Raw genomic sequence first — 15,356 nt, 5'->3', positions numbered from 1 at the left:
TGAGATTGCTTCACTTCGTTCGCAATGACATTAATGGTGAAATCTATCCCTACCCTGCCGGAGAGATGGTGGTGCGGGTGTGTGAAGAATTTCCAGGTTATGCCGAATATTTTCATAGGGTTATTGAATTGCCAATTGGTGATGCACCCGAAATCGATAATCACACCGACTGTAGGGGCAGGTCTCTGTACCTGCCCTGGGCGGACACGGAGGTCCGCCCCTACATGTGACCGGGGAAGACACGACTCGATACCCTTGCAGGGCACAGGGAGTACTGTGCGAAGTTGGGTTCACCATTCGCAATGAACACAGGACCCGCTCAGCATCTCTTGTTATTGGTTAATTTTCCAATTCTGTGGTTAAATTAGGTTGATTGAACATTATTCACAAAGGAGCGAAACATGCCCAAGGTTCACCGTTTATGCCTGGTCGGATTTGGCAATGTTGGCAGGTCTTTTGCCCGCCTGCTGCTCGATAAAGCCGAGGAGTTGTCTTCAAGGTACGGAGTGACCGCCCTGGTCACAGGGATTATTACCGGGTCTCACGGTGCAGCCATCAACCCGGAGGGTCTTGACCTGCAAGCCGCCCTTGAGCTGGCTGTGACGGGGCAGACATTGACCCGCTTGAGTGCTGTTGATACGCCCACTGAATCCCGGACCTTTATCAGCGCCTGCCCGGCGGATTTTATGTTCGAAACCACACCGGTCAACCCTCACACCGGGCAGCCTGCCCTGGACCACATCAGAAAAGCGCTAAAAGCGGGCATGCACGTGGTCACAGCCAATAAGGGTCCGGTCGTGCACGGCTATCAAGCGCTGACCTCACTGGCGGAACAACAGGGCGTGCGTTTCCTGTTTGAATCAGCCGTCATGGACGGCGCACCGATCTTTAGCCTGTTTCGCCAGCCATTGTTGGGTGCAAACCTGCTAGGGTTTGAGGGCATCCTTAATTCCTGCACCAACCTTTTGCTCGGTATGATGGAGGCAGGCGCGTCCCTGGAAGAAGCCCTGGAATACGGCCGCTCGATCGGCATCACGGAAACCGATCCCAGCAATGACGTGGATGGCTGGGATGCCGCTATTAAGGTTGCCGCACTGGTGACCGTATTGATGGGGATTCCCCTCACCCCCCAGGCGGTCGACCGCACCGGCATCCGTGGCATCACACCGCAAATGGTGGCAGAGGCTAAATCAGCCGGCGAACGCTGGAAACTGGTTTGTTCTGCGCAAACCAGCCCGGATGGCCTGGTGGCGCGGGTGGCTCCGCAGCGGGTGAGCCCCGAATCCCCCCTGTACAGCGTCACTGGCACCAGTTCTTTTTGCGAGTTCAAGTTAGATGTGCTGCCAGGGTTGGGCATCCTGGAGATTGATCCCGGGCCTGAAACCACCGCCTATGGCCTGCTGGCGGACTTCCTGAATATCCTTGAGGCCTAATGCGAAAACCACAACCGGTGTATATTGCCCTGGGCACCAATATCGGCGACCGTGCTTTGAATCTTCAAACCGCAAAAAACTGGTTAAGCCGTAAAGCCATCATCACGCGAGAATCATCGGTGTACATAACCCCGCCCTGGGGATATACAAATCAACCCGACTTCTTCAACCAGGTAATTGAGGTCAACACGCGCCTGGGACCCCGTTCTCTTCTGCGCTTCTTACAGCGCATCGAGCGGAAAATGGGGCGCGTGAAACTGATCCTGAACGGTCCGCGGGTGATTGACCTGGATATTTTGTTTTATGGTGACCGGATGATAACAAGCCCAAATTTGCAAATCCCTCATCCGCGCATGGTCGGGCGAGCCTTTGTGCTGGTGCCGCTCAACGAAATTGCCCCCGATCTGGTCCACCCTGCCCTGGGAATCAGCGTTCAGCAGATGTTGACCGATGTCGATACTGAGGGGGTGATACGCCTGTGAGCATCCTGGCGTGTGTTTGCTTGCTTTTGCCCGGAATGGTCTGGTGGGCCTGGCTGGGTGAGCGGCAAGAGGACCCGATTCTCAGCTTTGTCCAGGCTGTGGGCATCAGCCTGGCGATGATCCCCCTGCTGGCGTTGGCAGGTTTTGTGACCGGCCTGCGGTTTTCAATTGCCCTGATCGTTATCTTATTGCTTGCTTGCCTGCTCCTGGTGGTGGACGGGCTGATCCGGCATGGCTTTTGGTTACCGCGCCGCTACCGTCTCCACCTGGTGATTGGGCTGGCTGTGTTCGGCTCGGTCCTTGCCTGGCGGTTGTACCAGGCGCGGGACCTGCTGCTGCCGAACTGGGTCGACTCACAGCATCATTTTTTAATCATCAAAACGATCCTTGAAAGTGGCGGGGTGCCTCAGGACCTCATGCCTTACCTGCCGATGCCTTTTTACTACCATTTTGGCAACCATGCCGTGACCGCACTGTTCACCGCCCTCAGCAACCTGCCCATCGGGCAGGCGATGCTCATCCTGGGTCAGGTGCTGAATGCTGCGGTCGGATTATCCGTGTACGCCCTGGGAAAAACCCTGTGGCGTAACTGGCGTCCAGCCCTGGCTGCGGCGCTGCTGGTAAGTTTCGCCACCCGTATGCCAGCTTATTACCTCAGTTGGGGGCGCTATACGCTCCTGACCGGGTTGGTCCTGCTGCCGCTGGCAATGGGGCAAGCCATCAACCTGGTGCGCGGAAAACAACGCTGGGTCAGTGCGCTGTCCATGGCCCTCCTGACGGCAGGTCTGCTGCTGACCCATTATTTTGCTGCCCTGCTGCTGGCTGTGTTTATCGTCCTGCTGGCGCTGGGAACCCTGCTGCTCAGTCTGCGGCATTTACCAAAGGTGTGGGTCGGCGCATCCGCAGCGCTGAACAGCGCCCTGGCTGGTGTACTACTGGCTGCGCCCTGGTTGTGGCGTGTAGCGCAGTATTCTCTCAGCAACCCGGGAATTGATGCCCGGTGGCCCGAAAGCATCGAGACAATCTTTACCGGCGGCAATGTGGATTACATCTGGAAGCTTTTGGGACCCACCAGCAATCATTGGTTGTTGCTGCCGGCTGGACTGGGTTTGCTATTTGCTTTGTGCAAACGCCATACGCTGAGTTTCGGGTTGTGGAGCCTGACACTGGCGTTGATGGCGCTACCCTGGGGGTTGACGCTGAGCCCCTTCAGGTCGGATCACTTTGCGATTGTGCTGTTCATCCCGATCACGCTGCTGGCAGGGGGGTTGTTCTGGTGGTGCACACGCCAGGCAGGACGGCTGCTGAAGCAGCGCTGGGTGGGTACGCTCCTGCTGGTGCTGCTGGTTCTGGGTTGGTGTGCGTGGGGAATTTCGGACGCGCAGGATGTGGCTAATCCCACGACCGTCCTGGTTACTGAAGCGGACATGGCTGCCCTGGATTGGATCACAGAAAACACACCGCCTGAGGCGCGCTTTTTTATCAACACCACCTATTGGCAGGAAGGTGTTTACCGTGGCGTGGATGGTGGCGGCTGGCTGCTACCGTATACGGGGCGCTGGTCGCTGGTTCCCACGATCTTCTATGGCTTTTCACCGGATAAAGACTGGATAGGAGAAGTGCGTAGCTGGGGAGAAGCTGCCAGCCAGGTGAGCACCTGCTCGGATGACTTTTGGAACCTGGTTGGGGAAGCCGGGCTGAATTGGGTTTACTTGCGAAAAGGGGTTGGGAACCTGCAGCCCGAAGGTCTGGAGGCGTGCCCGGGCGTGGAGGAGGTGTATGAGGATGGAGGGGTCTATATATACAAACTTCCCATTGAGTGATGTTTGTCGGTGGTAAAATTCTAATCAGCCTTATATGATCAAAGCAAATATAAATCTTGAGAACCTGTTTTTCCGGTTAATAATTTTCAGTGAGCAATTTAAAAGCATTCAACCATGATCAAGAAGCGATTAGCGAATATATTCAAAAAACATATAATAAAAGAGATCATGATATTGGTATCGCTGTTTTTATGTTCATTGCTAATCAGACGAATTGGTGTCAAACATGGTTTCCCATTGTTAACTCATCCCGATGAATCAGTAATTATCGACCGTGTTGTCCATATGACCTTGGAAAGGACGTTAAATCCCGGAAATTTTAACCGTCCCAACCAGATTTTATACCTGCTGAATTTTCTTTATTTAAATATTTTGAGCTTTATCCGCTTTGGAGAACATTTGGGCGCCGCCTTTCCAAAGTATTATTTAAATTTCTATGCCTATGCGCGCTTTCTGATTTCCATAATGGGGGCAATGATTCCGGTCATCGCATATAAAATTGGGAACGAATTTCGCAATAAATTTGGATTATTCGCAGCACTTGTTTTTACTCTGTTCCCATCATATGTTTTACACTCCCTTTATATTACGCCGGACGTGCCGGTCACCCTGTTTACCCTGTTGGTGATCTACTTTACTGTACGCTATCTGAAGCGAGGCGAAAAAATTTCAATCTTTTTAGCCACCCTGTTTGCGGCAATTACGACAGCGGAAAAATATCCTGGACTGCTTACGATGCTAATTGTGTGGACCGGGATCATCCTTAACCATTTTCAAAATCCTGAACCCTTTAAAAAAATTAAATGGTGGTCTTTAGTCCAGGAGATATTGAAATTTTCTTTTCTTTTCATCATCGCATTATTCATCGTGGCGCCTTTTATTTTTATTGAATATCAACAGGTCATAGAAGCTTTGTTGCGCGAGTCCCGAACCACCCATCTCGGCGCAGATAATTTGGGCTGGGGCGGCAACCTGTATTTTTACCTGCGCTCATTTTGTTCATGGACCAATCTATTATCCATCCTTTTTATTAGCAGCGGTATATATGCCCTGATTAAAAACAGGGAAAAATCTCACATCTTTCTTTTTTATGGAGCGATTTATTGGATTGCGCTCAGCGTTCTTTCTCTGCACTGGGAACGATGGGCTTTACCCATGTACATTACGCCCCTGTTCCTCACAGGAATGGGTATGAATTTCCTTTGGGAATTTCGCAAGAAAAATGTGATTGTGAAGTACCTGGTGCCCCTCTGTATTGTGGTATTCCTGATTGCACAATTTATTGTCACTTTACACATTCCAACCATGATGAGGTTTACAGACACCCGATTAATTGCTTTGAATTACGCTGAGCAAAGGGGCATTACACCCGAGAACAGTCTCTATGAAGGCTATTCCCCCTTCTTGCCCGGCCACCCAATTGAGATCTCAAAAGACGAGCTCGAAAACAACAATCAATATGATTACGTTATTCTCTCTTCATATATGTACGATCGGTTTTTTGCCGAACCGGAACGCTATGCAGATTGGATTACTTTTTACAACAGCATCAGGGAAAATAATCGTTTGATCTTCGAAGTTGAACCAACACCCCCGGCAAAAAATTTGCTGGAAAGATCCGATGACATCCTTTTTTATGTGAAAAAATGTTTAAAGCTGGACGTTGAAGACCGATTCGGGGGTCCGACGATTCAGATCTTTGAATTGGTCCGATGAAAGCCTCAATTTCGATGCTCTTCTGGGCTGCCCACCAAACCCATTGCCGAGACAGCGCGCTCGCAATAATACCCTGGTTTTTTTACCAGCAATCCGGGTAACCGACCAGCTTTGAGCACCTGTCCGGCTTGAGAAAAGCTTGGGATAAAGACAGAACAGCAACCCGATCAACAAAAACAGCTATAATAATTGTACTGATGATTAACCTTGCCTATCTAAACCATCACATAACTGAAAATTGCACTGCACAAGAAGGGGAGCTGCTGTGAAGATCGGTATGGTTGGTCCTGTCACGCCTTACCGCGGCGGGATCGCGCACTTCACCACCCTGCTGGCCAAGAAATTGATCGAAGCTGGGCACGAGCTGCAGGTGATTTCTTTTAAAAAGCAATACCCCGCCTGGCTCTATCCGGGTGAGAGCGATAGAGATTACAGCCCGGGGCGCGAACGTGTGGATGCGGAATACTTGTTAACTCCGCTGAATCCCCTATCCTGGCACAGGGCGGTGAAAGCCTTGGCGGACTTCCAACCCCAGCAGGTGATCATTCCCTGGTGGGTGACGATCTGGGGACCGGCATTTCGTTTTCTTATCACCCGCCTCAAACGTCGCGGCATCCCTGCAGCCATGCTGATCCACAACACCTTACCCCACGAAAAGCGTGCTTTTGACCGCTGGTTGGCACGCCGCGCACTGGAAAAGGCAGACCGTTATATTATTATGACCGAAAAAGAAAAAGGACGCCTATTGGGTTTATTGCCCGAGGCGGGAAAAATCGATATCGCCCCTTTGCCGATCGATCATTCCTTCAAACCCACACGTTTATCTCGAGAAGCCCTGCGACAGCAGATGGATTTGCCGGATAACCAGGTGGTAATCCTTTATTTTGGGATTGTGCGCCCTTATAAGGGCCTGGGTGTGTTGATCGATGCGCTAAAGGTGATTGCTGACCAAGGTAATGCCGCGCAGCTGTTGATCGTCGGTGAGTTTTGGGAGGATAAGGCGAAGTACCTGTCTCAGATCCAGAGTTTGGGATTAACCGACTGTGTTCATGTGTATGACCGGTACATACCGGATGATGAGGTCGCGGGTTTCTTTAAGGCGGCTGACCTGTTTGTCGCACCGTATATTGACGGCACACAAAGCGCTGCCCTGAAGACGGCGCTGGGGTTTGGCCTGCCGGTTGTGGTGACGGATGTGATCACGGACGTGATAATTGATAGCCTGCCGGAACGCTGCCGGGTGGTCCGAGCCGGGGATGCAGCTGACCTGGCTGATGGAATTATGGCGCAGATCAAAGTGTCGCCACAAACCCAGGAGCAAATTCAGCGTATGATTGCCCAATCCTGGACGCCGATGGTGTCTGTTGTAATCGGGGAGCGCTCATGACCGTCACTACACGCAAACAAAGGGTTAAGATAGGCGTTTTTACACCTCCGATGGTGATAAGTTCATTTCATAATGACCAATTCTGGTTAGATAATTATCTCTTGTAATCTGGTACTGATTCTAAATCACGCAATGAATCTCTCTTCAATTCTCATTTGTCCCCAATGTTCCGGTGAGCTGGTCGCAAGTCCTGATCACTGGAGCTGTGAAGTTTGTCAGCAAATATACCCGATCATTCACGGTATCCATGATTTTCGGTGCCGACCAGAACCCTTTGAGCCCAACATCGAAGAGGCGATTCAGAAATTTCAACAGTTAACCTATCAGGAATTGTTAACATTAGTGCTGGTTACCAAAAGATTGCCCAAACGCATTGACCAGAAGATTAAAGATTATTATTGTTCAGAAAACATACGCACCGAAGCAATGACGGCTGCATTTCTTCAGGATGCAAAGGTGCTAAATTGGGGGCATGTTCTGGATTTAGGTTGCGGCTCAGGTTCGGCATTGGGCAGCCTTAAGCGCAATTTTAAGCTTACGATAGGAGTTGATGCTCATTTTGGGCAGCTCCTCCTGGCAAGAAAAAGCCTGGCTGAAGAAATCAACCAGGGCGAACTTCATCTCATCTGTGCCCACGGCGAATCATTACCATTAAAAAGCGCTTGCTTTGATTACATCCAGTCGATCAACGTGATTGAACATCTTTCAGACCTGCCCGCAGTTATGAGCGAAGTCAGAAGATGCCTAGTTGACCGAGGCGTATTTGCCGGGGATTCCAGAAATCGTTACGATATTTTTGCACCCGAACCCCACACTGGATTAAGATTTTTAGGCTTTTTGCCGCGGGCGCTCATTCCAAAATTTGTCAATTGGCGTTGTGATGCCGATTATGAGAGCACATATTTGTTGTCCTGGTGCGAGCTGAAACGTTCCCTGCGCAAAGTTTTTGCTGCTGATGAGATCGAAATCCATCCCCCCGATATTCGAGCTTATGGATATCAGGGCAGGGCAGCAGGTTTATTCAATGCCATCCGCAACATGATGTTCATTCGAGAATTATTGTTATTGTTTTTTGTCTCTCACCACGTCCTCATAACAAAAAAGGCTGCCCTCTCTCAAAAAGACAACCAAGGTGTTCAGGATGCTGAAGGCGCATAACCAGCTCTCAGAGGCTACCCCCAATGTTTGGGTTGTGACGGTCAATTGGAATCAAGCCGGTTTAACACGGGCATGCGTCCACAGCCTGCGCGAAAATAATATCACGCCCTTTTCATTGCTCATCGTTGACAATGGTTCAACAGACCAATCGATAGAAATCTTGCAGCAGATTCCGGCTGATACACTGATTCAAAATCCTCAAAATCTGGGATTTGCTGGAGGCTTTAACACGGGGATCAAATACGCCCTGGCGCAGGGTGCGGACTATGTGTTCATGGTCAACAACGACACCCTCAGCCAGCCCCAAATGCTGGACATGCTGGTCAAGGCTGCTCAGAGCTTACAAGCAGACATTGCCGCCCCTGCTGTTTATTATGCAAATTCACCCGAGCGCCTCTGGTCTGCTGGCGGAAAAATCAATCCGATTCTCTGTGCGCCGATAGACGGACATTCGCGCAAAAAAACCTTGCCGGGGCGACCTGTCGAGCGCGATTTTCTGACCGGGTGTGCCCTGCTGATTCATCACCAGGTGTTCGACAAAATCGGCTTTTTTGATGAAGGGTTCTTCCTGTACTATGAAGACCTGGATTTTTTCATGCGGGCAAAAAATATGGGCCTGGCAGCCTGGCTAATTCCGCAAGCGAAACTGCTGCATCATGTTGGCGCTTCGACCGCATCAGAGAACAGGGCTCATTTCTATTATTGGATGGGATACTCAAGCTGTCGATATTTCCATAAACACGCAAAACTATGGCAATGGTTTTTTATCCTACCCTGGCGATTTGCCCACACCCTGAAGTTGAGTGCTCAACTCCTCTTTTCCAATGGGTACAAGTCCTTGCTGGCATATCTGCGGGGTGTTATTGCCTTTGTTTTCAAGAAGCCTGTTCGCGCTGAAGGTAACATCAATAACAGGTGATCGCTGATAAACAAGGATATTTCTCAAAAAAAGGAAACAATGGCGAGCAAATTTCGTAAGCACATTCAAAAAATTCATAGGGATTTCGATGGAATTGTGGGGCATATTTTTTCCAGAGCGCCGTATTTGACTTCCGTGGTAGAAAAAGCGCCAAATCAACTTGAGCCTGAGAACTTTCATGAATTTACCTTCTCAAAATCAAGTCATTTCCAAAATTTTCGCTTGCTGCCCACATATCGGCGACAAACCTTAGCTACCTGTGATTTAAAAGTGTATCAGGACCTTTTTGTTTACACGTTCATATTGGAAAACATTCCAAAAGGGGCAAAAATATTAGAGTTGGGCGGTGGTGATTCGCGTATCATTGACTGCCTGAAAGATGATTACGAGTTCTGGAACCTGGACAAGATCGAAGGGCAGGGACACGGACCCAAGAGAGCGGCTAAAGCCCAGGGATTTAAGCTGGTCAGAGATTATATCGGGAATTTCTCCACCGAACTCCCGGAACAATATTTTGATTTTGTGTACAGTATCTCAGCAATGGAACATTTTTCCACGGACGAAAAAGCCATCAAAAATATCGTGGACGACCTTCAACGGTTATTAAAGAGCCATGCCTGCTGCTTGCACTGTGTGGATGCACTCTTGTTCCAGGATCATCTGTGGGTGCACCCGATCATCAATTACCTCACCGGAAAAATCAATGGGATCAAAGAGGAAACAGATTTTGAAAAAATTTCAACCGCCAAGGATTTATGGACCATTCCTGAATACGCTTATTACACCCGCTGGTTCCACATAACCAAAAAGCATCTATCCGTCTTTGGGCGACCTTTTTCAATTAATTTGTTTTGGAAAACAGTTCTATGATGATGAACTTTCTGAACTCCAAACTCGCCCGGTCCATCTTTTCTTATATTTCGGCTGTGACGATCTCTCAATCGTTAATGGTTGTGTACACATTAGGCAGCATCTGGTGGTTGAATCCCCAAGAATACGGGTTAATTGCCGCTAACTACGCCACTGTTACCATGCTTTCCTTTGTAATCACGCTTGGGTTGCATGAGTGGCTGGTCAGAACGATTCCAGGCGCCCAAGAGCCGAAAGTCCTGACGGGAAACATCGTTTACTATAAATTGATCGTTGGCGTTCTTTGGGGGTTGAGCATCTGGTTGATCATGCCCTTGGTCCAACCCGAAATCTACCAGAAGGGCTTGCTGGCGATCATTATCATCGATATCTGGTTGGATTCGGTGTTCAATTTAATGCTTGCCGACCTGTTGGCTAACGAAAGAGCACAAACCACCTCGATATTGTTGATCTTATCCAGAGCCTTGCGTCTTCTTTCCCTGGGACTGATCATCATCTTACAATCAAAATCGATCCTATTGATCAGCCTCTTTCGGCTGATCAGCACCTTTATCATCCTGATCTTCGCCCTTGCGCAAGCCCGACCCATCCTGAGAAGAGACCAAATCCCGGAAATTGCCAGGGTTCTGCGGTATTCCCTGGTGTTCAACACCTCAGAATTGTTCAATTTAGTATTCACACAACTGGACTTGAATTTGATTACCTGGATTAATGGCGACCCTAAGTTAATCGGCGACTTTGCCATTGCCATCAACCTGATCAACATGATTATGACCGTTCCATTAGCAATCGTTTATTTGGTGCTTCCCAGTACCTTAAATATTTATAGAAACGCGATTGAGAAATTTCCTCAGCGCTTGTTAAAATTGCTGGTCGGTTTTATATTGGTGGGTTTGGCGCTGTGGCTTGGGGTCGGATTGTTCAGATTAAACTGGATTCAAGAAATACTGGGCAAAAATTATCTGTCAGCGATAAATCTATTGCTCTTAGCCAGCCCCTTATTATTGATCAGGACCGTGAACCAATTTAACAGGGTGTACCTGTTTTCCGTCGGCTGGGAGCGGAAACTTTTGCTCCCGCAAATGATTTCGATCCTGTTAAAGCTGATCCTAGGCGTACTCCTGATAGCGAAATGGGCCGTAACGGGTTTAATCTGGATGAGCATCGCTGTTGATTTATTCTTGTTGATGGGTTATTTCTTATACGTTGTGATGCATGTCAGAACTGAATTAAAGGCGTCGGTTTGAAAATCCTATTCATTGTATTTAATCAGGTCGGTCGGGGCACCTACTTACGCGCTCATGAACTGGCACGAGCGTTAACAAAACTGGGGCATGAAATGACTATCCTGGCTTCCGCAGTTCAGTTACGTGCAGAGACAAAAATCCATGTCCAGGATGGGCTTAAGATAATCGAGGTTTCAGATCGAATTAACGGTCCAACTCGGGCAGGGTGGGATTTAGGAAACTTAAGTGCGCGCATCAAAGCAATCCGCTCATTGAATTTTGACCTGGTGCACGGTTTTGAATCCCGCCCAACGGTTATTTATCCGGCATTAACGCTGCATAAAAAAGGCGTCTCCTTATTCCTGGATTGGGCAGACTGGTTTGGCAGCAAAGGGTCCATCGAAGAACGCCCCAATTTGATGATACGTGCGCTGTTAAGACCATTTGAAAATTATTATGAAACCCATTTCCGAAAGCTGCCCCTTGGCACAAGCGTCATCTGTCGAACCTTAGCCCAACGTGCCATCAGCCTGGGCGTGCCAGAAAACAAGGTTTGTTTATTGCCCAATGGATTTGACGTTGAGAACTGGTCTCCCATTTCCACTGAACAAGCGAGGTTAACGCTGGGTCTTGCCCAAAAACAATTTTTTGTCGGTTATCTGGGCTCGTTTTTCCCCAATGATGCGACACTGGTTATTGACACTTTCAATCGATTGACTGCCAGTGATTCCCAAATTAAATTTATGCATATTGGATACAGTAACTACCGCGTCAAGCCTGGTGTAAATCATTCTGCAGCGGTTATCGAGACCGGACCGAAAAGCTTTCAGAACATGCAAACTTACCTGTCTGCATGTGATGTGCTCTTACTTCCATTTAAGAATAATCCAGCCAATAACGGTCGCTTCCCATTAAAATTTTCAAATTACCTGGCTTGCGGAAGGCCAATTATTGCTACCGATGTTGGTGATATTCCACATTATATTAAAAAGCATCGGTGTGGCATTGTTATCGAAGACTCCCCCGAAGCACTGGTTCAAGCCATCCATCACCTGAAAGCACATCCTGATCTTGGGTCGGATTGCGGTCAATCCGCTTTAGAATTATCCGGGAACCCTCAAGAAAGTTGGTTGAGCAGGGCTACCACGTTGAATCAATTTTACTCAGAGCATATCAAAGGCAAACCATGAACACGATCAAGAGCAATGCCCACATGCGCTGCGAAAACTGTGATCACGATCAATTTTCTCTTCTTTTTTCAGGTAGTGATAAATTGCTTGGAATTGCCGGCAACTTTGATGTGCTTGAATGCCAGAATTGTGGGTTATACCTGATTGACCCAAAACTGAACAGCCAGCAGATGGAAAAATATTATCCAGATGAATACATTTGCTACCTGGAAGCCATTGAAGACGAGCGCAACCCCCTGACACGGTTCAATCGCTACCTTGGACAGAGAAAGCGCAGCCTCCAGGTGGCGCGCCGGGTGAAAAACCCTGGAAAAATTCTCGATATCGGTTGTGCAACGGGCATTTTTTTAAACGAAATGCAAAAGCGAGGCTGGGAATGTCAGGGCGTTGAACCGGATCAAACCGCGGTGGACTATGCCCGACGTCGCTTTGGTTTGGATGTTTATTGCGGCGTCGTTGAAGATGCCAATCTGCCGGCTGAAAGCTTTGATGTTGTAACCCTGTGGGATGTGCTTGAACACGTATACGACCTGAATTCAACCATGGCTGAGATTAAACGGGTACTGAAGCCAGGTGGGGTGATCATCGCCATATTGCCCAATGCAAACGCATTTGAAAGATATTGGTTTAAAGAATACTGGGTTGGATGGGAAGTCCCCAGGCATTATCGCACGTTTACGCCAAAGACGATTACTGATTTCTTGGCAAAATTTGGCTTTGAAGATATCGAGATTTTCAGCTTCACCGGTCGACACGGCGCGTTTATGCTCAGCATCCAGTTCTGGTTGAACAGCACAGACATGGCTGAATGGAAAAAGAAGACTATCATGACTGTATTGGGGTCATTCATTGTGAGGATGCTCACATTACCAATTTTTATGCTTTTTGAAATGTTCAACCGCAGCACCGAGATGTCCTTCGCCGCTCGAAAACCAGCCTTTGTGGAAAAATAACCCGTATGTATTATTGAAATAATGCCCCTGGTGCTTTATTCTTAGACTATCAAAACCGATTTTAGTTTTAGGAGAACAAAATGCGCAAATTACTATTTTTATCATTAATCATTGCAATGTTGTTTTTTGCCATTCCCCCGGTGCAAGCACAACCCCCCGCAAAATATGAGACGCAAGTTAATGTCACCAATGTTTCTAATGTGAATGGGACGATCACGCTGCGTTTCTTCAGGCAGAATGGGACTGAACTCGCTCCAATCACTAAACCCATTAAAGCTTATGAGACGATATATTTTACCTCATTCGCAGGTGTCAGCAATTTCGATGGTTCTATGGTGATTGAATCCGATGTGCCCCTGGCTTCCATGGGGATGCTGGCCAGCAAGAATAGTGCCGGCAACTATACCGGTTACGCCGGTTATATCGGCGTCTCGGGAGGAGCAAATAAGGTCTTTTTACCCCTGTTAATGAACCAGAATTACGGCTACAGCACCTATTTCTACATTCAGAATACAACCAGCAGCGCAATTTCCGCAACTGTGACCTACAGCAACGGGAAGGTAACCAATATTCCAAGTATTAAGCCCTACGCCTCTTACAAAATTGACAATCGCGGTATGGCTGGCCTGCCCAAAGACTTCTCAGCCATCGTCACCACGTCTGGCGCTGTAGCGGTTGCTGTTGTTGAATATAACGATGGCCCAGGAAATCAATTGTATTCCTACAACGGGTTTGTCGCTGGAACCACAAAGCCCATTTTCCCGATGATCAACGAGAACAACTATGGCTACTGGACTTCGGCAAATATTCAAAATGCTGGCACTGTTGCGACTACTGTGACAATGAAATATACACCCACTGAGGTCGGTACTGCCTGTACTGAGACCATTACCATTCCTCCCGGGGCAAAACGCGATTTTGCTACTTATGCTTTTGCCTTCCCAACATCCTGGGCACCATACACCGTATCCTCAACATGCAAGAATGGTGAACGCTTCATCGGCAGCGCTGCAGTAATAACAAATTCCGCCAACCAGCCGCTGGTCGGTATCGTCAACCAGATTAACAACACCATTGACCCCAATAAGGGCGCAGCGTTAATGTCTCAGAACCCCGCCGCGGCAACCGACACCATCGTGTTCCCCTTTGTTCAACAATGGGTCGGCCCCTGGAATTGGTGGACCTCCATGACAGTAATTAATGTTAGTGGCAGCACCATTCCAAAGAACGATATCGTCTGCACCATCAAGGGCACTGGTCCCGGCGGCGCGGTTACCAAGACACTGAAAAACCCGACTGCACTGCCCAATAATTCGGGTTGGCTGCACCAGTTCTACAACGATAGAACTCCGATGCCGAATGGATTCTTAGGCGGCGCTATCTGCAAATCAACATCGGGCAAACAGTTAGTTGGTACGCTGAACATCCTGGCGCACAATGCTGGGCTTCAAGTCGACTCCTTGGCTGTATATGAGGGTATCGCACCCTAAGTTCGACCCTGTTGAAGTCAAAGCAGCCCGACAGATCGACGCACTGGCAATGAAAGCGGTCATCAGTCGGATGAATTAAATGATCTGAAGATTAACACTAAAAGAAGTAGAGGATTACTTCCTCTACTTCTTTTCCTAATATCTTTAATGACACGGACACTTTCAATGAAAAAAGCTTTATTGGTTTTCCTTTTCCTGTTTTTAGCATTTGCCTTCGGTTGCTCTCCGGCTCAAACACCCGCACCAGATGATGGACAACAGGCGTGGTCAGTCCCTTCGCCATCCGAAGATTCAGCAGTTATTTATGGCGAAATTCATTCATCCACCAATGCTCCAGTCGGAGATATGGTGTTTTTGTCAGAAGATTTAGCATTCGACAACGATGAATTGCCACCGACAATTTCCTTCTCGTATCAGTATTCTCCCAGAGCAATCGTCGATACGACCCGGGGTTATTTTTATTTTGAGAATGTAGAACCCGGAGAAAACTATGTGATTACCGTTCTGGGTGGCCCGGGTGAATTTGTTTTCGTCACAGAAGATGATGGAAAAACCCCGTTGACAATCTCCGTGAAAGGTGGAGATTCAATCGATCTGGGTGAATTGTTCATAGAAATGCCAGATTAAATTCCTTATTTCAGCCATCCTCTCCTCAAGCAGGGTTTTATATTCAGGCTTGAGGAGCTTTTTATTTACAATACCGGCAAGG

The 15,356-nt window shown here is 48.4% G+C and carries 13 protein-coding genes; all 13 read left to right on the top strand.

Going from position 1 to position 15,356, the window contains the following annotated elements:
- Positions 1 to 401 precede the first annotated feature (401 nt).
- Positions 402 to 1,433: a homoserine dehydrogenase gene (locus tag CFX1CAM_RS10720; RefSeq protein ID WP_087863034.1), complete on the top strand. Its 1,032-nt coding sequence runs from the start codon at positions 402 to 404 to the stop codon at positions 1,431 to 1,433.
- Positions 1,433 to 1,915 carry a 2-amino-4-hydroxy-6-hydroxymethyldihydropteridine diphosphokinase gene (gene folK, locus CFX1CAM_RS10715; RefSeq protein WP_087863033.1) on the top strand — a complete coding sequence of 161 codons (483 nt, stop codon included), beginning with the start codon at positions 1,433 to 1,435 and terminating at the stop codon, positions 1,913 to 1,915. The genes CFX1CAM_RS10720 and folK overlap by 1 nt, the downstream gene beginning before the upstream one ends.
- Positions 1,912 to 3,738 carry a DUF6541 family protein gene (locus CFX1CAM_RS10710; protein WP_157891865.1) on the top strand — a complete coding sequence of 609 codons (1,827 nt, stop codon included), beginning with the start codon at positions 1,912 to 1,914 and terminating at the stop codon, positions 3,736 to 3,738. Before folK ends, CFX1CAM_RS10710 begins: the two co-directional genes overlap by 4 nt.
- Positions 3,739 to 3,906: 168 nt before the next feature.
- Complete coding sequence (locus CFX1CAM_RS10705) at positions 3,907 to 5,454, top strand: ArnT family glycosyltransferase (RefSeq protein ID WP_157891864.1); 1,548 nt, start codon at positions 3,907 to 3,909, stop codon at positions 5,452 to 5,454.
- Positions 5,455 to 5,731: 277 nt separating this feature from the next.
- Positions 5,732 to 6,841 carry a glycosyltransferase gene (locus tag CFX1CAM_RS10700; protein ID WP_157891863.1) on the top strand — a complete coding sequence of 370 codons (1,110 nt, stop codon included), beginning with the start codon at positions 5,732 to 5,734 and terminating at the stop codon, positions 6,839 to 6,841.
- 342 nt (positions 6,842 to 7,183) lie between these two features.
- A complete protein-coding gene (locus CFX1CAM_RS10695; RefSeq protein WP_162287687.1) occupies positions 7,184 to 7,999 on the top strand; it encodes a class I SAM-dependent methyltransferase in 816 nt (271 codons plus the stop codon).
- Positions 7,983 to 8,918, top strand: a complete 936-nt coding sequence (locus tag CFX1CAM_RS10690) for a glycosyltransferase family 2 protein (RefSeq protein WP_087863027.1) — start codon at positions 7,983 to 7,985, stop codon at positions 8,916 to 8,918. Before CFX1CAM_RS10695 ends, CFX1CAM_RS10690 begins: the two co-directional genes overlap by 17 nt.
- Before the next feature lie 39 nt (positions 8,919 to 8,957).
- Positions 8,958 to 9,788, top strand: coding sequence for a methyltransferase domain-containing protein (locus tag CFX1CAM_RS10685; RefSeq protein ID WP_087863026.1), 831 nt, complete (start codon positions 8,958 to 8,960; stop codon positions 9,786 to 9,788).
- Positions 9,785 to 11,035: a lipopolysaccharide biosynthesis protein gene (locus CFX1CAM_RS10680; RefSeq protein ID WP_087863024.1), complete on the top strand. Its 1,251-nt coding sequence runs from the start codon at positions 9,785 to 9,787 to the stop codon at positions 11,033 to 11,035. Before CFX1CAM_RS10685 ends, CFX1CAM_RS10680 begins: the two co-directional genes overlap by 4 nt.
- On the top strand, positions 11,032 to 12,204 hold the full coding sequence (locus CFX1CAM_RS10675) for a glycosyltransferase family 4 protein (RefSeq protein WP_087863023.1): 1,173 nt from the start codon (positions 11,032 to 11,034) through the stop codon (positions 12,202 to 12,204). Before CFX1CAM_RS10680 ends, CFX1CAM_RS10675 begins: the two co-directional genes overlap by 4 nt.
- Positions 12,201 to 13,157 carry a class I SAM-dependent methyltransferase gene (locus tag CFX1CAM_RS10670; protein ID WP_087863022.1) on the top strand — a complete coding sequence of 319 codons (957 nt, stop codon included), beginning with the start codon at positions 12,201 to 12,203 and terminating at the stop codon, positions 13,155 to 13,157. Before CFX1CAM_RS10675 ends, CFX1CAM_RS10670 begins: the two co-directional genes overlap by 4 nt.
- 80 nt (positions 13,158 to 13,237) lie before the next feature.
- Complete coding sequence (locus CFX1CAM_RS10665; protein WP_087863020.1) at positions 13,238 to 14,647, top strand: hypothetical protein; 1,410 nt, start codon at positions 13,238 to 13,240, stop codon at positions 14,645 to 14,647.
- Between the two features lie 165 nt (positions 14,648 to 14,812).
- Complete coding sequence (locus CFX1CAM_RS10660; RefSeq protein WP_087863019.1) at positions 14,813 to 15,274, top strand: peptidase associated/transthyretin-like domain-containing protein; 462 nt, start codon at positions 14,813 to 14,815, stop codon at positions 15,272 to 15,274.
- Positions 15,275 to 15,356: the final 82 nt, after the last annotated feature.

The sequence above is a fragment of the Brevefilum fermentans genome, from assembly GCF_900184705.1.
GTDB classification, from domain to species: domain Bacteria; phylum Chloroflexota; class Anaerolineae; order Anaerolineales; family Anaerolineaceae; genus Brevifilum; species Brevifilum fermentans.
Note: the sequence above shows the minus strand (reverse complement) of the source record. Positions and strands in the feature narration are given on the sequence as shown.

Excerpts from the sequence above, each read along its gene's own strand:
- CFX1CAM_RS10680 (WP_087863024.1), top strand. The coding sequence starts at position 9,785 with ATGATGATGAACTTTCTGAACTCCAAACTCGCCCGGTCCATCTTTTCT.
- CFX1CAM_RS10690 (WP_087863027.1), top strand. The coding sequence starts at position 7,983 with ATGCTGAAGGCGCATAACCAGCTCTCAGAGGCTACCCCCAATGTTTGG.
- CFX1CAM_RS10670 (WP_087863022.1), top strand. The coding sequence starts at position 12,201 with ATGAACACGATCAAGAGCAATGCCCACATGCGCTGCGAAAACTGTGAT.
- CFX1CAM_RS10700 (WP_157891863.1), top strand. The coding sequence starts at position 5,732 with ATGGTTGGTCCTGTCACGCCTTACCGCGGCGGGATCGCGCACTTCACC.
- CFX1CAM_RS10665 (WP_087863020.1), top strand. The coding sequence starts at position 13,238 with ATGCGCAAATTACTATTTTTATCATTAATCATTGCAATGTTGTTTTTT.
- folK (WP_087863033.1), top strand. The coding sequence starts at position 1,433 with ATGCGAAAACCACAACCGGTGTATATTGCCCTGGGCACCAATATCGGC.
- CFX1CAM_RS10685 (WP_087863026.1), top strand. The coding sequence starts at position 8,958 with ATGGCGAGCAAATTTCGTAAGCACATTCAAAAAATTCATAGGGATTTC.
- CFX1CAM_RS10705 (WP_157891864.1), top strand. The coding sequence starts at position 3,907 with ATGATATTGGTATCGCTGTTTTTATGTTCATTGCTAATCAGACGAATT.
- CFX1CAM_RS10660 (WP_087863019.1), top strand. The coding sequence starts at position 14,813 with ATGAAAAAAGCTTTATTGGTTTTCCTTTTCCTGTTTTTAGCATTTGCC.
- CFX1CAM_RS10720 (WP_087863034.1), top strand. The coding sequence starts at position 402 with ATGCCCAAGGTTCACCGTTTATGCCTGGTCGGATTTGGCAATGTTGGC.